Source organism: Pelistega suis, from assembly GCF_013133795.1.
GTDB classification, from domain to species: Bacteria; Pseudomonadota; Gammaproteobacteria; order Burkholderiales; family Burkholderiaceae_B; genus Taylorella; species Taylorella suis.
Window position 1 is genome coordinate 1 of sequence record NZ_JABGBN010000003.1, and the last position, 26,400, is coordinate 26,400.

19 protein-coding genes are annotated in these 26,400 nt (G+C 45.4%); 11 read left to right on the forward strand and 8 right to left on the reverse strand.

What is annotated here, in order from left to right; translation table 11 throughout:
* Positions 1–319: 319 nt before the first annotated feature.
* The gene (gene acnB, locus HKX39_RS05330; protein WP_171680300.1) at positions 320–2,911 is read right to left on the reverse strand and encodes a bifunctional aconitate hydratase 2/2-methylisocitrate dehydratase; all 2,592 of its coding nucleotides are present in this window, start codon (positions 2,909–2,911) and stop codon (positions 320–322) included.
* 256 nt (positions 2,912–3,167) lie between these two features.
* Between acnB and HKX39_RS05335 the strand changes: the two genes are divergently transcribed.
* Together HKX39_RS05335 and HKX39_RS05340 are read left to right on the forward strand one after the other, a co-directional pair.
* Positions 3,168–4,142, forward strand: coding sequence for a hypothetical protein (locus HKX39_RS05335; protein WP_171680301.1), 975 nt, complete (start codon positions 3,168–3,170; stop codon positions 4,140–4,142).
* A gap of 93 nt (positions 4,143–4,235) precedes the next feature.
* A complete protein-coding gene (locus HKX39_RS05340; protein ID WP_171680302.1) occupies positions 4,236–5,132 on the forward strand; it encodes a hypothetical protein in 897 nt (298 codons plus the stop codon).
* A 5-nt stretch (positions 5,133–5,137) separates the two neighbouring features.
* Here HKX39_RS05340 and HKX39_RS05345 read toward each other — a convergent pair whose 3' ends face one another.
* The 5 genes from HKX39_RS05345 to HKX39_RS05365 form a co-directional block, all read right to left on the reverse strand.
* Positions 5,138–5,410 carry a GNAT family N-acetyltransferase gene (locus tag HKX39_RS05345; protein ID WP_425500269.1) on the reverse strand — a complete coding sequence of 91 codons (273 nt, stop codon included), beginning with the start codon at positions 5,408–5,410 and terminating at the stop codon, positions 5,138–5,140.
* Positions 5,411–5,492: 82 nt separating this feature from the next.
* Positions 5,493–5,828: a hypothetical protein gene (locus HKX39_RS05350; RefSeq protein ID WP_171680304.1), complete on the reverse strand. Its 336-nt coding sequence runs from the start codon at positions 5,826–5,828 to the stop codon at positions 5,493–5,495.
* Between the two features lie 286 nt (positions 5,829–6,114).
* The gene (prpC, locus tag HKX39_RS05355) at positions 6,115–7,266 is read right to left on the reverse strand and encodes a bifunctional 2-methylcitrate synthase/citrate synthase (RefSeq protein WP_171680305.1); all 1,152 of its coding nucleotides are present in this window, start codon (positions 7,264–7,266) and stop codon (positions 6,115–6,117) included.
* Positions 7,267–7,303: 37 nt separating this feature from the next.
* Positions 7,304–8,188: a methylisocitrate lyase gene (gene prpB, locus HKX39_RS05360; protein WP_216605055.1), complete on the reverse strand. Its 885-nt coding sequence runs from the start codon at positions 8,186–8,188 to the stop codon at positions 7,304–7,306.
* Between the two features lie 210 nt (positions 8,189–8,398).
* Positions 8,399–9,388 (reverse strand): malate dehydrogenase, encoded by a 990-nt coding sequence (locus tag HKX39_RS05365; protein WP_171680306.1) that lies wholly within the window; start codon positions 9,386–9,388, stop codon positions 8,399–8,401.
* Positions 9,389–9,615: 227 nt separating this feature from the next.
* Between HKX39_RS05365 and HKX39_RS05370 the strand changes: the two genes are divergently transcribed.
* The 7 genes from HKX39_RS05370 to gltA all read left to right on the forward strand — a co-directional run bounded on the left by HKX39_RS05370 (position 9,616) and on the right by gltA (position 15,382).
* Positions 9,616–10,362 carry a GntR family transcriptional regulator gene (locus HKX39_RS05370; RefSeq protein ID WP_171680307.1) on the forward strand — a complete coding sequence of 249 codons (747 nt, stop codon included), beginning with the start codon at positions 9,616–9,618 and terminating at the stop codon, positions 10,360–10,362.
* 100 nt (positions 10,363–10,462) lie between these two features.
* Positions 10,463–10,873, forward strand: coding sequence for a succinate dehydrogenase, cytochrome b556 subunit (gene sdhC, locus HKX39_RS05375; protein WP_171680308.1), 411 nt, complete (start codon positions 10,463–10,465; stop codon positions 10,871–10,873).
* The gene (gene sdhD, locus HKX39_RS05380) at positions 10,873–11,250 is read left to right on the forward strand and encodes a succinate dehydrogenase, hydrophobic membrane anchor protein (RefSeq protein WP_171680309.1); all 378 of its coding nucleotides are present in this window, start codon (positions 10,873–10,875) and stop codon (positions 11,248–11,250) included. The genes sdhC and sdhD overlap by 1 nt, the downstream gene beginning before the upstream one ends.
* Positions 11,251–13,035, forward strand: coding sequence for a succinate dehydrogenase flavoprotein subunit (gene sdhA / locus HKX39_RS05385; protein WP_171680310.1), 1,785 nt, complete (start codon positions 11,251–11,253; stop codon positions 13,033–13,035).
* 7 nt (positions 13,036–13,042) lie between these two features.
* Positions 13,043–13,759 (forward strand): succinate dehydrogenase iron-sulfur subunit, encoded by a 717-nt coding sequence (locus HKX39_RS05390; RefSeq protein WP_343043420.1) that lies wholly within the window; start codon positions 13,043–13,045, stop codon positions 13,757–13,759.
* 6 nt (positions 13,760–13,765) lie between these two features.
* Positions 13,766–14,026 (forward strand): FAD assembly factor SdhE, encoded by a 261-nt coding sequence (locus HKX39_RS05395; RefSeq protein ID WP_171680312.1) that lies wholly within the window; start codon positions 13,766–13,768, stop codon positions 14,024–14,026.
* A 48-nt stretch (positions 14,027–14,074) separates the two neighbouring features.
* On the forward strand, positions 14,075–15,382 hold the full coding sequence (gene gltA, locus HKX39_RS05400; protein WP_171680313.1) for a citrate synthase: 1,308 nt from the start codon (positions 14,075–14,077) through the stop codon (positions 15,380–15,382).
* 52 nt (positions 15,383–15,434) lie between these two features.
* Here gltA and HKX39_RS05405 read toward each other — a convergent pair whose 3' ends face one another.
* Positions 15,435–15,836: a hypothetical protein gene (locus HKX39_RS05405; protein WP_171680314.1), complete on the reverse strand. Its 402-nt coding sequence runs from the start codon at positions 15,834–15,836 to the stop codon at positions 15,435–15,437.
* 2 nt (positions 15,837–15,838) lie between these two features.
* The gene (locus tag HKX39_RS05410; RefSeq protein WP_171680315.1) at positions 15,839–16,426 is read right to left on the reverse strand and encodes a Panacea domain-containing protein; all 588 of its coding nucleotides are present in this window, start codon (positions 16,424–16,426) and stop codon (positions 15,839–15,841) included.
* A 378-nt stretch (positions 16,427–16,804) separates the two neighbouring features.
* Here HKX39_RS05410 and HKX39_RS05415 point away from each other — a divergent pair, with 378 nt between their 5' ends.
* Together HKX39_RS05415 and HKX39_RS05420 are read left to right on the forward strand one after the other, a co-directional pair.
* The gene (locus tag HKX39_RS05415; protein WP_171680316.1) at positions 16,805–17,716 is read left to right on the forward strand and encodes a glycosyltransferase family 2 protein; all 912 of its coding nucleotides are present in this window, start codon (positions 16,805–16,807) and stop codon (positions 17,714–17,716) included.
* A gap of 113 nt (positions 17,717–17,829) precedes the next feature.
* Positions 17,830–26,355, forward strand: a complete 8,526-nt coding sequence (locus HKX39_RS05420; RefSeq protein ID WP_171680317.1) for an ESPR-type extended signal peptide-containing protein — start codon at positions 17,830–17,832, stop codon at positions 26,353–26,355.
* Positions 26,356–26,400 lie beyond the last annotated feature (45 nt).

The following is a 26,400-nucleotide window of genomic DNA, read 5'->3' on the forward strand; positions in this document are numbered from 1 at the left end:
GTCCAAACCGTCGTGTGGAAATCAAAGCAAGTGGTGGAACAGCGACTAACTCTACAGATGCTGGTTTAGAAGGTCCATCAGCATTGTATGACAAAAACTACCCATATCCGCCAAAACGCTAATTAGACGTCGTTTTACAGGTCTTACCCCAAAAGTTAAACAGACTTTTGGGGTATTTTTTTATCCTGCAGTATGGCGTAGCATATTTTGGGAGAGGTGGGGGGCTTATTACAAACGAGAAAAGGAAACGGGAAAACAAAAAGGACTAAGCCTCTGGAGTACAGAAACTTAGCCCCTAACGTTGAGCGTTGAGTGCTCTTTATAATTTAACAGAAGCCGCTAACTCTTTGTAGCTATCGATTTGATCGAAGTTCATGTAACGATAAATCTTATCGCCATTTTCATTAATCACACCGATGTCCGCTAAGTACTCTTCACGAGTTGGGATACGACCTAAGCGAGAGCAGATAGCGGCAAGCTCAGCAGAACCCAAGTATACGTTAGTATTCTTACCTAGACGGTTAGGGAAGTTACGCGTACTGGTTGACATGACTGTCGCACCTTCACGCACTTGTGCTTGGTTACCCATACATAATGAGCAGCCTGGCATTTCTGTACGTGCACCAGCTACACCTAGAACACCATAGTGACCTTCTTCCGTGAGTTGCTCTTGGTCCATCTTCGTTGGAGGCGCTACCCATAGACGTACAGGGATATCACGTTTACCTTCTAATAGTTTAGAAGCAGCACGGAAGTGACCAATGTTAGTCATACAACTACCGATAAACACTTCGTCAATCTTCGCACCAGCAACTTCAGATAATGTCTTCACATCATCTGGGTCGTTCGGGCAAGCAACGATAGGCTCATGAATTTCATTCAAGTCGATTTCGATAACCGCCGCGTATTCCGCATCCGCATCGGCTTGTAGTAGTTGTGGGTTTTCTAACCATGCTTCCATGGCTTTAACACGGCGAGCAAGAGAGCGCGCATCTTGGTAACCATTAGCAATCATCGCTTTTAATAAAGTGATATTACTGTTGATGTACTCAATGATAGGCTCTTTGTTGAGGTGAACTGTACAACCTGCAGCAGAACGTTCTGCAGAGGCATCTGACAATTCAAAAGCTTGCTCTACTTTAAGATCTGGTAGACCTTCAATCTCTAGGATACGACCAGAGAAGATATTTTTCTTGCCTTGTTTAGCCACCGTCAATAGACCTTGCTTGATAGCATAGAGAGGAATCGCATTAACGAGGTCGCGTAGAGTTACACCAGGTTGCATTTTACCTTTGAAACGCACTAATACCGACTCAGGCATATCAAGTGGCATGACGCCTGTTGCAGCGGCGAACGCCACAAGACCAGAACCTGCTGGGAAAGAAATACCAATTGGGAAACGAGTATGTGAGTCACCACCTGTACCGACAGTATCAGGTAATAACATACGGTTTAACCAAGAGTGAATCACGCCGTCACCTGGACGTAGAGAGATACCGCCACGGCTGCTGATGAACTCAGGTAGTTCGTGGTGAGTCTTCACGTCTACTGGTTTTGGATATGCTGCTGTGTGGCAGAATGATTGCATCACTAAATCAGCTGAGAAACCTAAGCAAGCTAAGTCTTTTAACTCGTCACGAGTCATAGGACCTGTAGTGTCTTGGCTACCCACAGATGTCATGCGAGGCTCGCAGTATGTGCCTGGACGAATACCTTGACCTTCTGGAAGACCACAGGCACGACCGACCATTTTTTGAGCCAGTGTAAAGCCTTTGCCAGTATCAGCAGGGTCTTTTGGTAGGCGGAATAATGTAGAAGCTGGTAAGCCTAATGCTTCGCGAGCTTTTGCTGTTAGACCACGACCAATGATAAGAGGGATACGACCACCAGCACGGACTTCGTCAAATAATACATCTGATTTTACTTGGAATTCAGCAATCACCTTACCGTCTTTTAATGCTTTACCTTCGTATGGACGTAATTCAATCTCGTCACCCATATTCATTTGGCTAACATCTAATTCGATAGGTAATGCACCGGCGTCTTCCATGGTGTTGTAGAAAATAGGGGCAATTTTACCGCCTAAACATACGCCACCAAAACGTTTGTTAGGGATAAAAGGAATGTCTTCGCCGGTAAACCATAGAACAGAGTTGGTCGCTGATTTACGAGAAGAACCTGTACCTACCACGTCACCTACGTAAGCAACAAGATTGCCTTTTTCTTTGAGTGACTGGATAAATTTCACGGGACCGCGTTTACCGTCTTCTTCAGGCTCAAAAGGTGCACCGTCACGTTTGTTTTTTAACATCGCTAAGGCGTGCATAGGGATGTCTGGACGAGTTGTCGCATCTGGAGCAGGAGAGAGGTCGTCAGTATTTGTCTCACCAGGGACTTTAAATACGGTGATTTTTAGGCTTTCTGGTACTTCTGGACGGCTTGTAAACCACTCAGCATCAGCCCAGCTTTGGAGGACTTCTTTTGCAAACGCATTGCCTTTATCAGATTTTTCTTTGACATCATGGAATGCATCAAACATCAATAATGTTTTCTTAAGAGCATTTGCTGCAATTTGACCTAACTCAGGATTATCTAATAAATCCACTAATGGGCTGATATTGTAGCCACCTAGCATCGTGCCTAATAATTCAGTCGCATGTGCTGGACTAATGAGGGGATTTTTTTCTGTGCCGAAAGCAACAGCAGCAAGATAAGAGGCTTTTACTTTAGCCGCATCATCTACGCCAGCAGGTACACGGTGCGTTAATAACTCAAGTAAAAACGCTTCTTCACCTGCGGGTGGGTTTTTTAATAGTTCGATAAGGTCAGCCGTTTGTTTTGCTGATAGTGGAAGGGCTGGAATGCCCAGAGCAGCGCGTTCGGCTGCGTGTTTGCGATATGCTTCCAACATAGTATTTTCCTAAAGTCGGTTAAGATAAATAACCTTATTATTATAAATGAAAAATCAGGTTTCTGCTTAAGTCTTATATAAGACTTGAAAAAAACCAACAATTTGAATAAGTATTTAAAATTCAAAGAGATGGTTTTATTTATTTGAGCCTTGGTGAAATAGTTTGAAAAATGAAAGTCTATTCCTAGGGAAAGTCCTAGTCAGTATTTTCCGCTATAATTTGGGCATCTATCATTTCGTTAATAAAGGAATAAGAATGAGTAAAACAAAATTACTAGTCGGTGCTGTTGCGGTAGCTGTGGCGGGCTTGGCTTGGCATTTTGCGGGGAATAAAGACGCTACATCACCCGTAGGTAGTATGGCAGAGCAACAGCTCAATCCACAAGAAGCAAAAAGTGCGGCACTAGTGAAAAATTTTGAGGCGTATCTTGCAGGCACAGAGCAAACAGGCGCTTATAAATGGGAACGTATCTCGACATTAGATGACGGTACGGCACGTTTACACAATGTATCGTATCAAGCGCCTAATATGACAGAACAAGAGGTGATTAAGTTTAAGCATTTTGATTTGCAAAAAATGACGTACACGTCAGAGTTGTATGAGCAAAAGGTCAGCTTTGAGGGTTTGTCTAATGCGGAAGGTAAATCATTAGTGCAGGAGGCTCTTTATCAGGATGATGTTTATAAGAGTTTGGGTTATACCGGTGATTTGCCTTTATCAAACGGTGAGTTTGATTTAATGCATGATGTCAAAAACAATAAAGCAGCCATGAGTATTTTGTTTAAGCAAGCTGACTTTTTGAATATTCAAGTTAATTTTGCCGGTACGCAATTAAATGACTTTTTGGATGTCATCACTAAAACATCAGATAAAGAGTTAGAAGAAAATCCAATGAAACTAGTTGGTGCCTTATCGCCCGCATTAATTGAGAAGTTATCTATTCAGGCGAATGATACAGGTCTTATAGAGCGCACGCAAAAACTGTCAGATGCGACACCATTAACAATGGATACATGTCAATTCAGTTTAGCAATGATGGGTATTTCTCTAGATGATTCAGCATGTACTAATTTCACTCATTTTGTGAATGGACAGCAAAAGCAGTTAAAAATTAGTATTAATCCTGCCCAAGCCGTAGCGGTAGGCAAGATGATGTTAGACCTTGCATCGCCAACGCCAGAAACTATTGCGGCTATTGTCAAAGACTTAAATTTAAAAGTTGAGAACTAATCGAATTGGTTTAACGAGAAAATACGTAGTTAATACATCAGAGGCTGGTAGATTGTGAACTATCAGCCTTTATCTTTCCAAGGATTTAAAGTCATGTCAAAAAAATTAGTGGGTACGTTAGCCGCAGTGGCTGTCGTGGGTGCTGGGGTATGGTTTGGTGGTAATTACTATCTTACCCAAAAGGTAGAAGAAGAGGCAAAAGCCTTTATTACGAAAAATAACCTAACTGATCAAATTCAATGGGCTAAGGCAGAGGGTCGTATCAATAAGACAGCGACATTTTATGATGTCGTTATTAGTCCTAAGAAAATGAAAGAGAAGATTTTTGTGAAAGAACTTCATGTCAATGATTTTTCGGATAAGCAGGGTAATTATGTCTTAGACCTTTCATTTAAAGGGTTGTCAGACAATCAGGGTAAAACGTTATTGACTAAAGACTTAGCTAAAGCATCATGGGCAAAGCATATTGATACGCAAAGTCTGCCTTTGATGGATGGGCAATTAGCAGTGCGTCAGAAAGATGATAGTCTTGCTTTTACGATGGTGGCAGAGCAGGGTAATGTTGGTGATGTGAGTTTTAGTATTGATTTAGCCCAAACTGATGTTGTGATTAATACCTTAAAAGAGAAAGGTGTGTCACAAAATAATCCTTTCCAATTATTAGGTTTGTTATCCCAAGTGACCTTGGAAGATGCTTATTTGCAGATTAAGGACAAAGGGCTTATTCAAGGACGTGATAAGACAGCCGATGCTAATTTGGAGAAACAGTGTTTAGATGATTTAATGGCTCGACAAGTTTCTCAAGCACAAACATATTGTGCTAGCTTGAACAAGTTTATCAATGGCGAGGCAAAAACACTAAACATCGCCGTCAAACCTACACAAGCTATTTCACTCTTTGCGCTTTTTAATCAGTTGCAACGATCATCTAAACGACCAGACGGTGTTGCAGCATTGCTAGAAACACTCAAATTAGAAGTGAAAAACTAAGGAATTTAAGCGAGCAAATCTGCAAATTCAGGATGGCGCTTAATATAGGCGGCAGCATAGGAACAGCTTGGAATGACTTTCCAAGCTTTTTCTTTGGCTGTATTGAGAGCGGCTTCCATCAATTGACCTGCAATGCCACGCCCACCAATCGCCTCAGGGACAATGGTATGAGTAATATTCATCACATTATTAGCTAACTCATAATCAATATGAGCGGTATGACCTTCAACCTCTGTGGTGAATTGTTGCTTTTCCGGATGGTGAGTAATGGTCATGATAGATGTCCTTTGTTAAACAGTAAATGGTTATGTGTTTGTGATGAACGGTATGTTGGTGAGTAGTGTTATATTCTCAAGTACTTTACGCGGTTGTGCCGTTTTGAACAATCAGGATTAATACCCATAGCAATACCATGGCAATGATACCGACAAAGCAACCTCCCCATAAACCGAGTAAGGGAGCTTTGGTTTTGAGCGATACTAGGGAGGGATTAACGTGGGTGAGTTGTTGGTTTGCATGACCAATTAAACTCCAGCGCGTATTAGGGAAGAACACACGGAAAAAGTAGTCCAGTAAAATGCCAGTTCTATTGCCTAAGCTAAGACGTTGCCAAGGTAGGACATTTAAATACGGGTGCTTGAGCTCTGCGTTGACAGAAGAATGTCCAAATACAAATAGGTATAACGCACTTATCAATGTACAGGCTAAACAAAAAAATAAAAGCGTAAAAGTGTAGCTAAGCAGTGTAATCGCCATATTAAGGTATAAAGAAAGGGTGTTATTGTTGAAAAATGATATTTTACCAAAAACACGATCTAGGCTAAATGGATGTGTGGTGTTGAGATTTTCCTCACACTCAAGGCGCGAGTTTGGGTATACGCTGATAACAAACACCTCCCGATGAAGGGAGGTGTTTGCCGCTAAGTATTTAAGCGAGTCGTCATCACTTAATACACTAAGTGATGGCGCATTGAGTGCACTATTATGGACGCTGATCTAACGGTACAAATGGAATATCATCTGGACCTGTATAGTTGGCGGTCGGGCGGATAATCTTGTTATCAGCACGTTGCTCTAGAATGTGAGCAGACCAACCCGCAGTACGAGCAATCACGAATAATGGGGTAAACATCGCTGTAGGCACGCCCATCATATGATATGACACAGCAGAGAACCAGTCGAGATTCGGGAACATTTTTTTGATTTCCCACATGACTGATTCAAGGCGCTCCGCAATGTCGTACATTTTAGTATTGCCTTGCTCATCCGAAAGTTGTTTTGCCACCTCTTTGATGACCACATTACGTGGGTCTGAAATGGTATAAACGGGATGACCGAAACCAATAATCACTTCTTTATTTTCTACACGTTTACGGATATCCGCTTCTGCCTCGTCTGGGTTTTCGTAGCGTTTTTGAACTTCAAAAGCGACTTCATTGGCACCACCATGTTTTGGACCACGTAATGCACCGATTGCTCCTGTTACGGCAGAGTACATATCAGAGCCAGTACCCGCGATTACACGGCTTGTAAAGGTTGAGGCATTGAACTCATGCTCAGCATAAAGAATGAGCGAGGTATGCATCGCGCGAACCCAGCTTTCGGGAGGTGTTTCACCATGTAATAGGTGGAGGAAGTGACCGCCAATACTGTCATCATCAGTTTGTACATCAATCACACGACCATTATGACTAAAGTGATACCAATAGAGTAATGCAGAGCCTAAGCATGCCATGAGACGATCAGCAATATCACGTGCATCAGCGGCATTGTGGTCGTCTTTTTCGGGTAATGTACAACCCAAAACCGATACCGCGGTACGCATAACATCCATTGGGTGGCTAGCGGCGGGTAAAGACTCTAAAACCGTTTGTAAATTAGCGGGTAAACCGCGAAGACGTTTTAACTTGGCTTTATAGGCTTCCAGTTCTTTTTTGTTAGGTAATTTACCATGGACTAATAAGTGGGCGATTTCTTCAAATTCACTCACTTTGGCTAAATCAAGAATATCATAACCGCGATAGCTTAGGTCATTACCTGTACGACCGACGGTACATAGTGCCGTATTACCAGCGACGACACCAGATAGTGCGACTGATTTTTTTACTTTTGGTTTAACTTCTTCCGTGCTCATTTAACACTCCTTTCAGTGAGAATCGTTAATCATTAAATTATTTGTTCTTAGCAAATAGGGCATCTAATTTTTGTTCAAATGCATGGTAGCCAATGCGGTCATATAGCTCTTCGCGAGTTTGCATAATATCAATAACCTCACGCTGATGACCATTTTTTCGGATACTGTTATAAACGGTTTCTGCGGCTTTATTCATGGCACGGAAAGCCGATAATGGGTATAGCACCATACCTACGCCAACACTAGAGAGCTCTTCGACGCTAAAAAGTGGCGTTGCACCAAATTCCGTAATATTGGCCAAGAGAGGAACATTGATAGCTTTTGCGAATTTTTCATAAGTCGGTAAATCATAAGCTGCCTCGGCAAAAATACCGTCAGCACCAGCTTCTACGCATTTAATAGCACGTTCGATAGCTGCATCGACACCATGGGCTTGGATAGCATCAGTGCGTGCGATAATGAAAAAATTCTCGTCAGTACGTGCGTCGGCTGCCGCTTTAACGCGATCGACCATCTCTTCGGTAGAAACGATTTCTTTGCCTGGACGATGTCCACAACGTTTTGCGCCAACTTGGTCTTCGATATGGCAAGCTGCCGCACCTGCTTTAATGAGACTCTGTACAGTACGAGCGATATTGAAAGCAGAGGGTCCTAGACCTGTATCAATATCGACCAATAAAGGTAAGTCGCATACATCGGTAATGCGACGTGTATCGATAAGAACATCTTCTAATGTATTAATCCCAAGGTCTGGTAAACCTAGTGAGCCTGCTGCAACACCCCCACCAGATAAGTAAATGGCTTTAAAACCAGCACGTTTAGCTAACAATGCATGATTGGCATTGATAGCACCGATAATTTGTAATGGATTTTCTTCGGCTAGAGCTTGGCGAAATTTAGCACCTGCTGATTGAATGGTCATAATGTGTTATCTCCAATATCGTTTTTAAATTTATCTTGCAAGTATTGGTGAAAATCTTGCAAATGAAAATAGGGGAAACTACTCTTTTTAAATAGTAAAAAAGCCACGCATTGTAGGCGTGGCTAGTAGAACAACATCAGCACCAAGCAAGTGAGTCCATATGGCTTGCTTGGGCATAATGCATCATCACTATTGAGATAAGTGATTAAATTACTTTAGAAGATCAGCCACGCCGTCACGTTCTTCAGTAAGTTCGGCTAAGGTCTTGTCCATACGCTCACGAGAGAATTCGTTGATTTCTAAGCCTTGAACAATTTTGTATTCACCGTTTTCGGTAGTGACTGGGAAGCCGTAAACGATACCTTCTGGGATACCATAAGAACCGTCAGATGGAACACCCATTGTTACCCATTTGCCATTAGAGCCAAGTACCCAGTCACGGATATGGTCAATCGCTGCATTGGCTGCAGAAGCGGCTGAAGATAAGCCACGAGCTTCAATAATAGCAGCGCCACGTTTACCAACAGTAGGGATAAAGTTTTCTTTATTCCATACGTCGTCATTGATTTTCTTCTCTAAGCTTTCGCCATTTACTGTCGCAAAGCGGATATCTGGATACATGGTTGGAGAGTGGTTACCCCATACGATTAAGTTTTCGATATCTTTAACTTGTGTACCAGATTTTTGTGCTAATTGCGTTAATGCACGGTTATGGTCCAAGCGTAACATTGCCGTGAAGTTTTTAGCTGGTAGGTCTGGAGCAGATTTCATCGCAATATACGCATTCGTATTGGCTGGGTTGCCTACCACTAATACTTTGACATCACGTTTGGCGACAGCATTTAGTGCTTTACCTTGAACTGTGAAAATTTGAGCATTCGCTTGTAAGAGGTCTTTGCGTTCCATGCCTGGGCCACGAGGACGTGCGCCGACTAATAAAGCAATATCTACGTCTTTGAAGGCTGTCATTGGATCACTATGTGCTGTGACTTCTTGGAGTAATGGGAACGCGCAGTCGTCTAGTTCCATGATAACGCCTTGAAGTGCTTTTTGAGCTTTTTCATCAGGAATTTCAAGAAGTTGTAGGATAACAGGCTGGTCTTTACCTAGCATTTCACCAGAAGCGATGCGAAATAGTAAAGCGTAACCGATTTGGCCTGCAGCGCCTGTGACGGCAACGCGAACAGCTGGTTTAGACATATTTATGCTCCAATAAAAATTGAAAATAAGGGTTTTGTTTGAAAAAAACAAATACCAAAACAACAAAAAATTATACGCGTATATTAGCCGATAATCTTCTTTTTCGTCAATAAGTCTTATATAAGATATATGAGTGGACAATAAAGGGTAAGATATGAAATAATTTCAAACCATTAATGCGGTATCCCTATAGGACATTTGGCGAGATACGAAGAAGGTAAAGAAATATGACCAAGTCATTAAAACCAAAGACTTCTGCTTCTTTTAGCCCGCTTTATAAGCAGATTAAAGAGCTATTATTGCAGAGCTTGGAGACAGGTGAATTTAAACCCGGTAGTGTTATTCCTAGTGAACAAGAATTGGCGGTACGGTTTCAAGTGAGTCAAGGTACTGTCCGTAAAGCGATTGATGAGTTATCAACTGAAAATGTTTTAATTCGACGCCAAGGGAAAGGCACGTATGTAGCGACGCATCATGAACCACAAGTGCGTTATCGTTTTTTACGTATGGCGACAGATCAGCCAGGTGGTGTCAAACGTACCAAAAGTGTGATTGTTTCTTGTGATGAAGTTAATCCGACGCTTGAACAAACACGTTTATTTGAGTTAGAAGCTTCGCAAAAAGTAATCTGTATTAAGCGTGTTATGCATCTTTCAAATGCACCAGCAGTGTATGAAGAAATTTATTTGCCAGAACCCGTTTTTAAAGGTTTAACATTTGAGTTGCTTCATTCCGAAAAAATGCCTTTATACGGTTTATTTGAGAGTCATTTTGGGGTGCAATTGTTACGTTGTGACGAGAAGTTACGAGCAGTAAATGCGCCTGCAGATGTGGCACGTCTACTTGAAATTAAGGAGGGGGTGCCATTATTGTCCATTGAGCGTGTGGCGTATACCTATGGCGAAAAGCCGATGGAAATTCGGAAAGGTTTGTATCTAACAGAGCATTATTACTACAGAAATAGCCTGAATTAAACCCTTGAATGTAACGATTGTTAAATTTCTTTATGAGCTATGCTAAAATCATAAGGTTTAATAATTGATTTTTTTATTGTTGTAAATTTTAGAGGCCAATATGTCAGACTTAAAGTCAAAACCTCGCCGTGAATTTCGCAATGTCGATTTTCAGCTGATTACGACAAAGTATCGCTTACCTTTTGCGGGTAAGGTGTCGATTCTTCATCGTGTTAGTGGCGCACTTTTATTCTTAAGCTTACCTTTACTCATCACTTTATTTGCTTATAGTGTAAATCCTTTCGGTTTTAGAGCATTAACCGAAGGTTACTTAGGCTTTTTTGTGAAGTTCTTATTATTAGTGGTGCTATGGGGTTTCATGCATCACTTATGTGCAGGTATTCGTTATTTAATCCTAGATTTACATATCGGTATGGATAAAGTCACCGCACAAAAGAGTGCAAAAATCGTTCTTGGTGTGAGCTTGGCTTTAACGCTAGTATTTGCGATTAAATTATTTGGAGTTATCTAATGGCACAAGATCAATTCGGTAGAAAGCGTCGCGTGGTTGGCGCGCATTACGGTACTCTGGACTTTATCGCTCAACGTGTGACAGCGGTTATTTTAGCGGTGTATTCCGTACTCTTTTTATTGACGTTATTATTTACGTCGGTGACCTATAAGAACTGGGTCGGTTTCTTTACATTTACCTGTTTTGATGTGCCCGTCGGCAAAATGTTAGCGACGGTTGCTTTCTTTGCGTTGGCATGGCACGCATGGGTAGGTGTTCGCGATATTTGGATGGACTATGTTAAATCAGCAGGTGTTCGTCTTGCCTTATTTGCATTAACACTTCTTTGGTTAGCAGGCTCAGTTGCCTACTTTGCTTCAATTGTTTGGAGACTATAAATGACAGCGATTCTTTCTTCATTACCACGCCGTAAGTTTGATGTAGTGGTAGTTGGTGCAGGTGGTGCGGGTATGCGCTGTTCATTACAGTTAGCACAAGCTGGTTTATCTGTTGCCGTTCTCTCAAAAGTATTCCCAACACGTTCTCATACCGTTGCGGCACAAGGCGGTATTAGTGCCTCTTTAGGTAATATGTCAGAAGACAACTGGAAATGGCATATGTATGACACGGTCAAAGGTTCTGACTGGTTGGGCGACCAAGACGCGATTGAGTTTATGTGTCGTGAGGCGCCTAATGCGGTATACGAGTTAGAGCATTTTGGTATGCCATTTGACCGTAACCCTAACGGTACGATTTACCAACGTCCTTTCGGTGGTCATACAGCAAATTTTGGTGAGAAACCAGTTCAACGCGCTTGTGCAGCAGCTGACCGTACAGGTCATGCTTTGTTGCATACGCTATACCAACGTAACGTTGCTGCACGTACCCACTTCTTTGTTGAGTGGATGGCATTAGACCTCATCCGTAATGATGACGGAGATGTTTTAGGTGTTACGGCGCTAGAGATGGAAACAGGCGATATCTACATCCTTGAAGCTAAGACAACAGTATTAGCAACAGGTGGTGCAGGTCGTATTTGGGCAGCATCAACTAACGCATTCATCAATACGGGTGACGGTTTAGGTATGGTGGCTCGTGCAGGTATTCCTTTACAAGATATGGAATTCTGGCAATTCCACCCAACAGGTGTGGCAGGTGCGGGTGTTCTTATTACTGAGGGTGTACGCGGTGAGGGTGGTATCCTTTTAAATAAGAATGGTGAGCGTTTCATGGAACGTTATGCGCCTAACCTAAAAGACTTAGCACCTCGTGACTTCGTTTCTCGCTCTATGGACCAAGAAATCAAAGAAGGTCGTGGTTGCGGTCCAGACGGTAGCTATGTGGTGCTTAAATTAGACCACTTAGGTGCTGATGTGATTAATAAACGTCTACCTTCTATTCGTGAAATCGCGATTAAGTTTGGTAACGTAGACCCTATTAAAGAGCCAATTCCCGTTGTCCCAACTATTCACTATCAAATGGGTGGTATTCCAACTAACTACCATGGTCAAGTATTATCATGGGATGCTGCTACTCAATCAAATAAAGTGGTTAATGGTTTATATGCAATTGGTGAATGTGCAGCAGTCTCTGTGCATGGTGCTAACCGTTTAGGTACTAACTCATTACTTGACTTAGTCGTCTTCGGTCGTGCGACAGGTAACCATATCGTTGAGTCACATCCAGAGCGTCAAAAAGCTCACAAAGACCTCGCTGTTGAGTCAGTGACTAAGTCGCTTGACCGTGTGAATGCACTAGAAACGCGTGCTTCGGGTGAAAAAGTTCAAGACGTGGGTAATGCAATGCGTATGGCAATGCAACACCACTGCGGTGTATTCCGTACATTAGACTTGTTGAATAAGGGTGTGGCTAAGATTGATGAAATCGCCGAACAAGCGAAGAACATCTACTTCAAAGACAAATCTAAAGTCTTCAATATGGCTCGCCAAGAGGCATTAGAAATTGAGAATATGATTGAAGTGGCTCGTGCGACGATTAAATCGGCTTCTCAACGTACAGAGAGCCGTGGTGCGCATGCACTTAATGATTACCCAGAGCGTGATGATGTGAACTGGACGAAACACACATTATGGTATTCTGATGACGGTCGCTTAGAGTATAAGCCTGTTCAAATGAAACCATTAACAGTTGAATCATTCCCACCAAAACCACGCACATTCTAAGCAGGATATTATGACTAAACGTATCGTAAAATTTGAAATTTATCGCTATGATCCTGATAAGGACGAGCGTCCATACATGCAAAAATTGGATGTAGAACTAGGTCCAAATGACAAAATGTTATTAGATGCGATTGTTCGCATTAAGAACGATGTGGATGATAGTATTTCTATCCGTCGTTCTTGCCGTGAGGGTGTTTGTGGTTCTGATGCGATGAACATTAATGGTAAAAATGGTCTTGCATGTTTGACTAACCTTAATGACTTAACTCAGCCTATCGTGTTACGTCCATTACCAGGTTTACCTGTTATTCGTGATCTTATTGTTGATATGACGCATTTCTTTAACCAGTATCATTCGGTTAAACCGTATCTTATTAACAATACACCAGCACCAGAAAAAGAGCGTTTACAAAGTCCAGAGGCTCGTGATGAGTTAGACGGTCTTTATGAGTGTATTTTATGTGCGTGCTGTTCTACATCTTGTCCATCATTCTGGTGGAACCCTGATAAATTCGTGGGGCCTGCTGGTTTGTTACAAGCTTATCGTTTCTTGGCAGATAGCCGTGACGAAGCGACAGCTGAGCGTTTAGATAACCTAGAAGATCCGTACCGCTTATTCCGTTGTCATACCATTATGAATTGCGTGGATGTATGTCCAAAAGGCTTAAATCCAAGCAAGGCTATTGGTAAGATTAAGGAAATGCTCGTACGTCGTACTATCTAATAGCTTATGGCGAACTTAACAGAACTAGAGCGTGCACGTCTAAGATGGCGTGCACGCCGTGGTCTTTTAGAAAACGATTTAATTATTACGCGTTTTCTAGACCGCTATGAAACTGAGTTAAACGATGAGGACGTTCGTAGTTTGACTCATCTTTTTGAAATGGACGATAATTCTTTGCTTGATGTCTTACTCGGTAGAGCAGAGCCAGAAGGCAACTATGATACAGCGAATATTAACCGTTTGGTTAAGCTTATGCGCGAGGATTAGAGATTAAGTGTAGGATGTGTCCGGGTATAACTTTACAAAGGAATTTAAATGAAGTTATCAGATAAAAAAGCTACCCTAAATATTGATGGTAGCACACCAATCGAATTGCCAGTTTATTCTGGTACTGTTGGTCCAGATGTACTAGATATTCGCAAACTATATGCTCAAAGTGATATGTTCACATTTGACCCAGGGTTTATGTCGACGGCATCTTGCGAATCAGCGATTACGTACATTGATGGCGATAAAGGTGAATTGTTATACCGTGGTTATCCAATCGAGCAATTAGCGGTCAATTGTGATTATTTAGAAGTCTGCTATTTATTATTAAATGGCGAACTTCCAAATGCACAGCAAAAAGCCGAGTTCGAGTACTCAATCAATCATCACAACTTAGTGCATGAGCAAATGCATTTCTTCTTACGTGGTTTCCGTCGTGATGCTCACCCAATGGCGATTTTAACGGGTTTAGTGGGTGCAATGTCTGCGTTCTATCATGATTCTACAGACATCACTAACCCACGTCACCGTGAGATTTCGGCGATTCGTTTGATTGCCAAAATGCCAACATTAGTGGCAATGGCATACAAATACTCTCGTGGTGAGCCATACGTCTATCCACGCAATGAGTTGTCTTACTCTGGTAACTTCTTACGTCAGATGTTTGCAACGCCTTGCGAAGATTACAAAGTCAATGAAGTCTTAGAGCGTGCCTTTGACCGTATTTTGACGTTACATGCTGACCACGAGCAAAATGCTTCTACATCGACTGTTCGTCTATGTGGTTCTTCTGGTACTAACCCATTTGCAGCGATTGCAGCAGGTGTGGCGTGCTTATGGGGTCCTTCTCACGGTGGTGCTAACGAAGCATGCTTACAAATGCTTGAAGACATCCAAGCTAATGGTGGCGTAGCCAAAGTTGGCGAATTCATGGAAAAAGTGAAAGACAAAAACTCTGGCGTACGCTTAATGGGCTTTGGTCACCGTGTTTATAAAAACTATGACCCACGCGCTAAATTAATGCAAGAAACATGTAAAGAAGTATTGACGGCATTAGGTTTAGAAAACGACCCATTATTTAAATTAGCGATGGAACTAGAGCGTATTGCCTTAGAGGATCAATACTTTGTGGATCGCAAACTCTATCCAAACGTTGACTTCTACTCAGGTATTGTTCAACGTGCGATGGGTATTCCAACACAGCTCTTTACGGCTATCTTTGCATTAGCACGTACAGTCGGTTGGATTGCTCAATGGAATGAGATGTTATCGGATGCCAACTATAAGATTGGTCGTCCACGTCAGTTGTACGTGGGTAGTGCTCGTCGTGATGTGCCAGCATTGGATAAACGCTAGAGCGTACTGATTAATTATCATCAAAAAAACCGTCTCTTTAAGAGACGGTTTTTTATGTTGGTGTCTTTATACTGTCTTGTATAATTTGTTTAAATTGACGGGATATCCTTTTTGATTTCAGCGCACCTGCTATAATTTTTTCTAAAAGTGTCTGTGAGCATGGTTCTTTTTTGACAAATACGCCTTTGTCTAATAAACTATTAATGTGTGCTATATTATCTTCTCGAGCGCATCTGTAGTTTACATAACTTTTATGTTGAATAAAGGGGTGTTCACCTGCCTGTACAACACAGGCGTCATCATAAGGAACATCATCACGAATACTTGTAAAGTTGACTAGAATAACGACTGGTATACTTCCTGTTTGTGGTAATGTCACAGGGTCTATCACGACGGTAAAAAGATGTTTGTGGTTGTTGTCGCCTGATGGTATGAGCATACATTGACCACGCATACTTACCTCATTTGAAGTCTGGCATTGATTTCTGCCTGATCGCGCATATTGTTCACAATACCTTTGATTTGGGCTTCATTGTAATTAAGAATCTTTAATAGTTTTTCAATCCGGATAGGACGGCTAGATCCTTTTGGGTCTTCCCACTCAGGGCAGAGTCCGTCGTGAGTCTTGTTACGTAATTCCCATGCACCATAATGCCCAAACTCTTGCCATGTCTTATCAAGTGTTTCTAAGTCAGATTCAGACAGTGCTAATAAATCCTCTTCAGGATTACGTAACATGTTAGGGTCTTTGAGTGCGACAAAATGATTTTCTTTGTCTGCAATCCAATCGTTCCAACCACCAGCCTTATGCTTGGTATTCCCATTGATACAGTCATATGTCATGGATAATACTGGTCCATGTGGCATAGATACAAAGGCATCTCCTGTGATTGTTTCACCGAAAAGACGCAATGATTCTCTTTCAGCTAAATACATTAGCTTTATCAGCTTTAAAATTTCCAGTTTATTGTTTGCTTTGTGTATGAGGAACGCTGCGACTTGAGCAGCTTTTTGCTCTTGGAAAAGCAAGGAATTGTCAATCATTTCTATGGCAGCCCTACTGTCAATTAAAATATCTGTGATACTAACCACTCTGTAAGAAGTTTTATGCTAGTTTATAAGTGGATATCTTGTCAATTTAGTGTAAGCCCCTTATTAAATCTTTAGGAAAGTTATTTTTTTGCTAAGAATAGTTTATTCCAGGTTATGAGAGGATATATGGATCTTTTTGTAAAGACCCATATAAGATTATACAAGTTTGGTATGAAAACAACATCCCATAGTCTATGAGTCAACTGCTTGGCAGTTTTTAGTATATATAGAACATGTAGAAGATTCATGCTAGTTCATGATGACATGACACATGATGCTATCATGGCTTAGCAGACGGATAGTCAGTAAAAAATTAAACAAAGGAATTTTATGTCGATAGCGATGAGTTTTATTATACCGATGTACAACGTTGCTCCCTATTTACAGCGTTGTATAGACAGTATATTGGCACAGACAATTAGTAAAGAGATTTTATTGATTGATGATGGGTCTACAGATGAGACGCTTAATATCGCATTGAGTTATGTGCGTCAATATCCTTTTATCCATTTGGTCGCGAATCAACATCAAGGCGTATCCAGTGTTCGTAATATGGGCTTGCGTTTAGCAAAAGGCGAGTTTGTTTTTTTCTTGGATGCGGATGATTGTTTGGCGCCAGGTCTAGATTTACAGGCGATTTATACACAAATTGAAACCCATTATCCAGAAGCGGTTATAGTGAAAGGCTTGCTGCAAATTCATTTGCCCGCACCATTTAACACTATCAATACGTCTAGACCAGTGATGACAACGCTAGAGCCTCATTCAATGATGGTGGTGGGGAGTATTGCTTTTACAGAACACATGGTTCGCACAGATAATTGTTTTATCCATACAGGGAGTTACTTTATTAGGCGTGCTTTTTTACGAGAACACTCTATCTATTTTCATGAGCAAACTGCCTTTATGGAGGATTTTCAGTTTCTTTGTGACGTATTTGAGTATGATAAACCTATTGTAGAAATATCGACCTTGTTTTTTTACTATATGCGTCGGTATGGGAGTAGTTTTCCTTTGATGGGGAGTATGGAAGTTTTTCATAAGAAAGCTGGATTTTTAGCCTATTTGCGCGAGGCAATGGCACATACACAACGACTAAAGCCTTATCTGCGATACCTTTATCAACGACAATTACAAGAGTATCAGTATATCTATGACGTCGTATCGATTGAATATAAATATGCCATTCAAGGGCATCCCGAATTACGCCAATGGTTATTTATTTTGCCAGATGAGCCTTGATGGCACATTTTATTTTTCCAATCAGTTACAATAGCCAAAGGAACTATTTTTTTATTTAAAAAGGACAAAGAAAGTCAGCACTATTCGCCTGACAATACATGGGAAGAATCTAGATGAATAAGGTTTTTAAAGTTATTTGGAGTCAATCACTAGGCACATGGGTTGCCGTATCTGAATTGACTAAATCGGCGAGCAAAGAAAAATCTAGCCGTGCTTTGCGTCGAGCGGCGGGCGTGGCAACGTTGAGTCTGGGGGCTTCTCTGAGTGGAGGAGTGGCGCATGGTGCAGTAGTCGGTGAGGATGGAGCTGTTGAACAAGCTCACAGGGCTTATAATCTCACGGCTACCTCCAATAATTATGTTGAACAGTTCTATTTGATCGGTGGAATCCGAGGTGTGGCTATGGGGGAGACCTCTATGACCCTTGATAGGACTTCTACAGCGATAGGACATGCTACTGCCGCATTGGGTTCAGGAGCTTCTGCATATGGTGATGAAGCTCTAGCTCGTTCAGAAAATGCGACGGCGATAGGTAGTAGTAGTCGGATTTTGAGAGGGGGGGTTAATGCTACAGTAGTGGGGGATCGGTCATATTCAAATGCTACTAACTCTGTCGCCTTTGGGGTCTGTGCAACTATTTCGAATAATGCAAACGCTGCTATTGCGATTGGTAATCATTCATTTGTCGCTGCCAATGCGACAAATGCGATTGCGATTGGTTCATTGGCAAATGTGAGTGCGGTAAATGCTTTGGCGTTTGGTCCAACGGCGTTGGCTAATCGTACCAATGCGATTGCGATTGGTAATAGTTCAAAAGCAACGAGTGTTGATTCCATTGTGATTGGTAATCAGGCATTTATCGAGAATCAATATACTGATTCTCGCTTTCCTAATCTGCGGAGCCCCGATTTTAGTGGCACTAATAATACGGTGATGGGAACTGGAGCATCAATTCGTGTTTATCCAATTTATGATAATTCTGGCTTTTTTACGGATTTTGGTACTGTAGGAATATATTCATCACGCAATAGTGTGATAGGTGCGAATGCGACGGTTATTTCAGGGAGTGGTAATAGTGTATTTGGTTCAGATGCATCTTCTACACTAGGTCTTAATACAGTAGTGATAGGTCAAAATGCCAAAGCTGAGGGTTCTAGAGACTCTGTGCAAGAGATTCGTTCTGCTGTTGCGATTGGTGATAATGCAACTGTCTCAATTAATCTAGTAACTCAGCCTGGGGATTATACGAAGGGAGTATGGGGTAGGGATGTTCCTTTGGGAGAGACAGGCCGGTTTGGTACTGGCTATGTATTTGACTACTCTGTCAAGGGGGGAATAGCAATTGGTGATCATAGCCGAGCTTTTCTCTCGGGGGTTGCCGTGGGTAATCGTGCATTAGCAAAATCAGACCAGTCTGTTGCGGTAGGTGTTAATGCCAATGCGACAAAAGGGGGAGCCGTTGCGATAGGTTATAAATCAGCAGTGGATACGCAAGACTCCTTGTCTATAGGGGCTTTTTCTCAGGTGAAAGATAGTCGGATGGATACATGGGGTATTGCTGATGTGTATCCTGGCGGTGGGCGTCACTTTGTATTGACTGATTATAGCTCTGCGGTGTTTTTTCAACCGCACTCAGTAGCAGTCGGCTCTCGTTCTTTGGTGGATGGTGCTTATTCTACTTCAGTGGGACCAGATGCGACTGTATTTGGTGATCGATCTATTGCGATTGGTGATCAGGCGGTTATTGGTGGCGTCAGTCTTGAAAAATATGCGGAGGGGTTAGGGGATGGTCAATGGAAACAAAATGCTAACTTTCAGACCTCAGCTTTTGAATATCGTCGTTTTTTAGATATTGATTCTGTTACAGAAGTAGGAAAATTAGACTTCTTTACTAACTCAACGGCAATGGGAACCCAGGCGCAAGTATTGGGTAATTCATCCATTGCTTTTGGTGATGGGGCGCATGTCGGTTTTGCTACTAAAGTGATGACTAATAATAACGAAACCGCGACACTTGGACGAGTAGCAAATCAGTCAATTGCGATGGGTACCAATGCATCGGTGATTTCTGATAAAGCTATAGGTATTGGTAATAGTTCGCTCGTTGCGGCAAATGCGACTAATGGTATTGCGATTGGTAATAGTTCGGCGGTCAATGTTAATGCAACTAACGCTATTGCGATTGGTACACAATCTAATGCTTCAGGTGTCAATGCGACAGCGATTGGTACATTGTCTGTGGCTCGTGGACTGGAATCTATTGTACTAGGTAGTAATAGTAGCGTGATTGGTAATCAATCGGTTGCCGTTGGTGTAGGACACCGTATTTTGGCGGATAATGCGGGTGTATTTGGTGATCCCTCTTATTTAACGGCAGAAGCGGATGGTTCTTATGCTATTGGTAACAATAATACGATTACGACCAATAATACATTTGTGTTAGGTAGTGGTATTAATCGTCGATTGGACTTGGTGACGAATGGTCCTGGTACTGTTGCCAACTCAGTATATCTAGGTAATGAATCTGAGGTTACGGGTGGTTCAGGTGGTGTTGTATTTGGTGGTATAGGTACATTAAAAACTTTCAATGCTAATCAAACGCAAACAGGGACAGCGACGACGGCGGGTGCGGTTGGTACGGTCTCAAGTGCGACAGTAGGAACCTTAACTTATAATAACTTCCAAGGTGCAACAGCAATTGGTGCGGTCTCTGTGGGTGCTTCGGGTATGGAGCGCCGTATTCAAAACGTCGCTGCCGGTGAGATTTCTAGAACATCTACGGATGCGATTAATGGTAGTCAGTTATACTCTGTAGCTAATGTATTAGGACAAGGTTTCCGCGTACTTGATTACGCTAATGTACTTAAAGGTACGGTGACCCCAGGCGAGGCTATTCAGTTTGTCAATGGTACAAACACCATAGCGAGAGTAGAGGCGGAAAGTGGCAATATTACCAAAATTGGTTTTGATGTTGCATTACAGACGACTCCTTTAACCATCACGGGGGCTGGTGATGCGGCAGCACCGACAGGGAATGCGACTCATTATATGACGGCAAATCAGATTGCTAATGCGATGAATGGAGTTGGATGGTTTGTAACTGGTGGTACGACAGGGACAGGCACAAGTGATGGTGCGGTAGAGAATCAGTTAGTGACAAGCTCAGATTCAGTTAAGTTTGTTGCTGGGGATAATTTGGTTATCAGTGTACAAGAGGAGAGTGGCCCAACAAGAACAAAAGTAACGTATAGATTATCACCATATTTAACAGATATTATTTCTATTAATGTGACTGACGGTCCTCTAATTAATGGTGATGGAATTACCTTGAGTGATGGGGATAAGATTACCAATCTTACTCCGCAGCTGATTAATACCTATACAACGTCTAGTCAAGGCTTTAATCCTCAAACGATTAATCGAGCCGATGCGGCTTCGATGGGCGATGTGTTAGCGGCAGGCTGGAACTTACAGGAAAATAGTTCAGCCAAAGATTTTGTGAAACCTTATGACACCGTTAATTTTGTTAATGGTACAGGCACGATTGCTAATGTGACAGTCTCGGGTTCTAATTCGACAGCAGCGGTACGCTTTAATGTGGCTAATACAACATTAACGTCTGTTAGTACAGGGACTACGCGTGGTAGTTTGGCATTGAGTATGTCTAATGCTGGGTCTAGCTTTGTTAATGCCGCCGATTTAGTGAGTGCCATCAATTCAAGTGGGTGGCGTATTACGGCAGGGCAAACAACAGGTGTTGCAACAGGGATTACTGATCAATTAATTAAACCTGGTAATTTAGTTGAGTTAATTGCTGGTGATAATGTCAAAATTGAACAAACAAATGGTCGTTTTGTTATTTCTACCACAGTAGCTAAAGGTGATACGGGCGCGACAGGTCCTGCTGGTGCGACAGGTGCTACGGGCGCAACAGGTGCTACAGGTGCGACAGGTGCTACCGGCGCTACGGGTGCAACAGGTGCGAGAGGCGCAACAGGTGCGAGAGGCGCAACAGGTGCTACCGGCGCAACAGGTGCGACGGGCGCGACAGGTGCTACTGGTGCTACTGGTGCTACAGGCGCGACAGGTGCTACGGGTGCCACAGGCGCAACAGGTGCAACAGGCGCTACGGGTGCCACAGGTGCGAGAGGCGCTACAGGTGCTACCGGTGCGACAGGCGCTACTGGTGCTACAGGCGCTACTGGTGCTACGGGTGCGACAGGCGCAACAGGTGCTACTGGTGCCACAGGTGCGAGAGGCGCTACCGGTGCGACAGGCGCTACAGGCGCTACTGGTGCTACGGGTGCGACAGGTGCTACGGGTGCGACAGGCGCAACAGGTGCTACTGGTGCCACAGGTGCTACTGGTGCCACAGGTGCGAGAGGTGCTACGGGTGCTACAGGCGCTACTGGTGCTACAGGTGCTACGGGTGCGACAGGCGCAACAGGTGCTACTGGTGCCACAGGTGCGAGAGGCGCTACCGGTGCGACAGGCGCTACTGGTGCTACGGGTGCGACAGGTGCCACAGGCGCAACAGGCGCGACAGGCGCAACGGGTGCTACCGGCGCGACAGGCGCAACAGGTGCGACAGGTGCTACCGGCGCAACAGGCGCAACAGGTGCTACTGGTGCCACAGGTGCGAGAGGCGCTACCGGTGCGACAGGCGCTACTGGTGCTACGGGTGCGACAGGTGCTACGGGTGCGACAGGCGCAACAGGTGCTACTGGTTCCACAGGTGCTACTGGTGCCACAGGTGCGAGAGGTGCTACGGGTGCTACAGGCGCTACTGGTGCTACTGGTGCTACTGGTGCTACAGGCGCGACAGGTGCTACGGGTGCCACAGGCGCAACAGGTGCAACAGGCGCTACGGGTGCCACAGGTGCGAGAGGCGCTACAGGTGCTACCGGTGCGACAGGCGCTACTGGTGCTACAGGCGCTACTGGTGCTACGGGTGCGACAGGCGCAACAGGTGCTACTGGTGCCACAGGTGCGAGAGGCGCTACCGGTGCGACAGGCGCTACAGGCGCTACTGGTGCTACGGGTGCGACAGGTGCTACGGGTGCGACAGGCGCAACAGGTGCTACTGGTGCCACAGGTGCTACTGGTGCCACAGGTGCGAGAGGTGCTACGGGTGCTACAGGCGCTACTGGTGCTACAGGTGCTACGGGTGCGACAGGCGCAACAGGTGCTACTGGTGCCACAGGTGCGAGAGGCGCTACCGGTGCGACAGGCGCTACTGGTGCGACGGGTGCTACAGGTGCTACCGGCGCAACAGGCGCTACGGGTGCAACAGGTGCTACGGGTTCTGCTGGTGCTACAGGTTCTGCTGGTGCTACGGGTGCTACTGGTGCCACAGGTGCAACAGGTGCTACGGGCGCGACAGGTGCTACAGGTGCCACAGGCGCAACAGGTGCTACAGGTGCTACCGGCGCAACAGGTGCTACAGGTGCTACAGGCGCAACAGGTGCGACAGGTGCTACAGGTGCTACAGGTGCGACAGGTGCTACAGGTGCGACAGGTGCTACGGGTGCTACAGGCGCAACAGGTGCCACAGGTGATACTGGTGCTACGGGTTCTGCTGGTGCTACAGGCGCTACGGGTGCGACAGGCGCGACAGGCGCTACGGGTGCTACAGGCGCAACAGGTGCTACAGGCGCAACAGGTGCTACCGGCGCAACAGGTGCTACCGGTGCTACGGGTGCTACAGGTGCTACCGGCGCGACAGGTGCCACAGGCGCGACGGGTTCTGCTGGTGCTACCGGCGCTACAGGCGCGACAGGTCCTACAGGTGCTACTGGTGCTACGGGTGCGACAGGCGCTACGGGTGCGACAGGCGCAACAGGTGCTACAGGTGCTACAGGTGCTACAGGCGCAACAGGCGCTACCGGCGCAACAGGTGCAACAGGTGCTACGGGTGCTACAGGTGCTACAGGTGCTACCGGTGCTACGGGTGCTACGGGTGCTACCGGTGCCACAGGTGCAACAGGTGCTACAGGTGCTACAGGTGCTACGGGCGCGACAGGTGCTACAGGCGCTACGGGTGCCACAGGCGCGACAGGCGCGACGGGTTCTGCTGGTGCTACCGGCGCTACAGGTGCTACAGGTGCTACAGGTGCTACCGGCGCGACAGGTGCTACTGGTGCTACAGGTGCTACAGGTGCTACAGGTGCAACAGGCGCTACGGGTGCAACAGGCGCTACGGGCGCGACAGGTGCGACAGGCGCTACGGGTGCAACAGGTGCTACAGGCGCTACCGGTGCGACAGGCGCTACGGGTGCGACAGGTGCTACAGGTGCCGCTGGTGCTACGGGTGCGACAGGCGCTACAGGTTCTGCTGGTGCTACCGGTGCCACAGGTGCGACAGGCGCAACAGGTGCTACAGGCGCTACCGGTGCTACAGGTGCCACAGGTGCCACAGGTGCTACGGGTGCGACAGGTTCTGCTGGGGCTACAGGTGCTACGGGCGCGACAGGTGCTACAGGCGCAACAGGTGCTACGGGTGCCACAGGCGCAACAGGTGCTACAGGTGCAACAGGTGCTACGGGCGCGACAGGTGCTACGGGTGCGACAGGTGCGACGGGTGCTACAGGTGCTACAGGTGCGACGGGCGCGACAGGTGCTACGGGCGCTACAGGTGCCACAGGTGCTACAGGCGCGACAGGTGCTACGGGTGCTACGGGTGCCACAGGTGCTACGGGTGCCGCTGGTGCGACAGGTGCTGTTGGTGCGACGGGTGCTACAGGCGCGACAGGTGCCACAGGTGCGACAGGTGCCACAGGTGCTGTTGGTGCGACAGGTGCTACAGGTGCTACAGGTGCGACAGGTGCTACAGGTGCTACAGGTGCTACAGGTGCGACAGGTGCTACGGGTGCTACGGGTGCTACGGGTGCTACGGGTGCTACGGGTGCTACGGGCGCGACAGGTGCGACAGGTGCTACAGGTGTCGCTGGTGCTACGGGTGCGACAGGCGCTACGGGTGCCACAGGTGCGACAGGCGCTACAGGTGCGACAGGTGCCACAGGCGCGACAGGTGCTACAGGCGCTACGGGTGCGACAGGTGCTACAGGTGCGACAGGTGCCACAGGTGCTACGGGTGCCGTTGGTGCGACAGGTGCCACAGGCGCTACAGGTGCTACAGGTGCTACAGGTGCGACAGGTGCGACAGGTGCGACAGGTGCTACGGGTGCCGCTGGTGCGACAGGTGCCGCTGGTGCTACGGGTGCTACGGGTGCTACGGGCGCGACAGGTGCCACAGGCGCGACAGGTGCCACAGGCGCTACAGGTGCGACGGGTGCTACAGGTGCGACGGGTGCTACAGGTGCGACAGGCGCGACGGGTGCTACAGGTGCGACAGGCGCTACCGGTGCTACGGGTGCTACGGGTGCTACGGGCGCTACCGGTGCTACAGGTGCCACAGGTGCTACGGGTGCTACGGGTGCTACGGGCGCTACAGGTGCTACAGGTGCTACAGGTGCTACGGGCGCTACAGGTGCTACAGGTGCGACAGGTGCTACGGGTGCCACAGGCGCTACCGGTGCCACAGGCGCGACAGGTGCTACGGGTGCCACAGGCGCGACAGGTGCTACGGGCGCGACAGGTGCTACAGGCGCTGATGTTTACACGACAAGCGCTGATTACGATACGAACGGCACAAATGTTATCTTTATGCGTAATGATGGCTCGACGTATACCTTACCGGTGGACAGTCGCCTAATTGCCGATGAGAAGAACAACGGTTCTAAATACGGTGATGTAGGCTCGGGTGCGTTACGTATGGGAGAGACAGCTAAAGCAATTGGAGAGAACTCTCTAGCTGCAGGTAATAACTCTGAAGCGACTGGTGCTAATTCTGTTGCGATGGGTCAAGCATCTAAGGCCTTGGCGGATAATGCAACCGCTATTGGTCAAAGCGCCTTGGCTGAAAAATCTAACAGCTTAGCTGTTGGTCAAAATGCTAAAGCGCTAGCCTCTAGTGCGACAGCTATTGGTCAAAATGCTGAGGCAAGAGGCGACAATTCTGTTGCTTTAGGTCGTGGCTCTGTGGCAACAGAGGCTAATACGGTATCGGTTGGTGCTAAAGGTAGTGAACGTCGTATTACCAATGTGGCGAACGGTACCCAAGCGACTGATGCACTTACTGTTCAACAGCTTGAAAATAGTGCAGGTAAGAACATTAAAGTAACGCGTAATGGTGATAAGTTCTCTATTTCTACTGAAGATAATGTGAGCTTTAATCAGGTGAATGTTGGTCCTGTGACGATTAATCAAGCGGGCATTAATGCAGGTGGTACACGTATTACTAACCTTGCCTCAGGTATTGTTCATGGTGATAACCGTGATAATAGCAATGCAGCTAATATCGGTGATGTGAAGCGTTTAGTTGGTGATAGTCATAAGTCCTTGAACCAATATATCAATGCTTCAGCAGCCTCAGCATTAGCAGCAGCAGGTCTACCACAACCTCATCGTGAAGGTCAATCGGGTCTTGTGGCTTCGGTTGGTCAATATCAGTCGCAGTATGGTCTTGCGATTGGTTATTCGCGAGTTTCTGATAACGGTAAGTGGATTATCCGCGGGGCAGTAACAACCAACTCTAAGAAGCAGTTTGGTAGTCAGGTTGGTGTAGGTTACTTCTGGTAATACATCAGCGGTAGTTATAAGGGTTTATCTTGTAAGAGATAGACC

Bases quoted from the DNA above. Each gene is read 5' to 3' on its own strand.
- acnB (WP_171680300.1), bottom strand. From the start codon at position 2,911: ATGTTGGAAGCATATCGCAAACACGCAGCCGAACGCGCTGCTCTGGGC.
- HKX39_RS05335 (WP_171680301.1), top strand. From the start codon at position 3,168: ATGAGTAAAACAAAATTACTAGTCGGTGCTGTTGCGGTAGCTGTGGCG.
- HKX39_RS05340 (WP_171680302.1), top strand. From the start codon at position 4,236: ATGTCAAAAAAATTAGTGGGTACGTTAGCCGCAGTGGCTGTCGTGGGT.
- prpC (WP_171680305.1), bottom strand. From the start codon at position 7,266: ATGAGCACGGAAGAAGTTAAACCAAAAGTAAAAAAATCAGTCGCACTA.
- prpB (WP_216605055.1), bottom strand. From the start codon at position 8,188: ATGACCATTCAATCAGCAGGTGCTAAATTTCGCCAAGCTCTAGCCGAA.
- HKX39_RS05365 (WP_171680306.1), bottom strand. From the start codon at position 9,388: ATGTCTAAACCAGCTGTTCGCGTTGCCGTCACAGGCGCTGCAGGCCAA.
- HKX39_RS05370 (WP_171680307.1), top strand. From the start codon at position 9,616: ATGACCAAGTCATTAAAACCAAAGACTTCTGCTTCTTTTAGCCCGCTT.
- sdhC (WP_171680308.1), top strand. From the start codon at position 10,463: ATGTCAGACTTAAAGTCAAAACCTCGCCGTGAATTTCGCAATGTCGAT.
- sdhD (WP_171680309.1), top strand. From the start codon at position 10,873: ATGGCACAAGATCAATTCGGTAGAAAGCGTCGCGTGGTTGGCGCGCAT.
- sdhA (WP_171680310.1), top strand. From the start codon at position 11,251: ATGACAGCGATTCTTTCTTCATTACCACGCCGTAAGTTTGATGTAGTG.
- HKX39_RS05395 (WP_171680312.1), top strand. From the start codon at position 13,766: ATGGCGAACTTAACAGAACTAGAGCGTGCACGTCTAAGATGGCGTGCA.
- gltA (WP_171680313.1), top strand. From the start codon at position 14,075: ATGAAGTTATCAGATAAAAAAGCTACCCTAAATATTGATGGTAGCACA.
- HKX39_RS05405 (WP_171680314.1), bottom strand. From the start codon at position 15,836: ATGCGTGGTCAATGTATGCTCATACCATCAGGCGACAACAACCACAAA.
- HKX39_RS05410 (WP_171680315.1), bottom strand. From the start codon at position 16,426: ATGATTGACAATTCCTTGCTTTTCCAAGAGCAAAAAGCTGCTCAAGTC.
- HKX39_RS05415 (WP_171680316.1), top strand. From the start codon at position 16,805: ATGTCGATAGCGATGAGTTTTATTATACCGATGTACAACGTTGCTCCC.
- HKX39_RS05420 (WP_171680317.1), top strand. From the start codon at position 17,830: ATGAATAAGGTTTTTAAAGTTATTTGGAGTCAATCACTAGGCACATGG.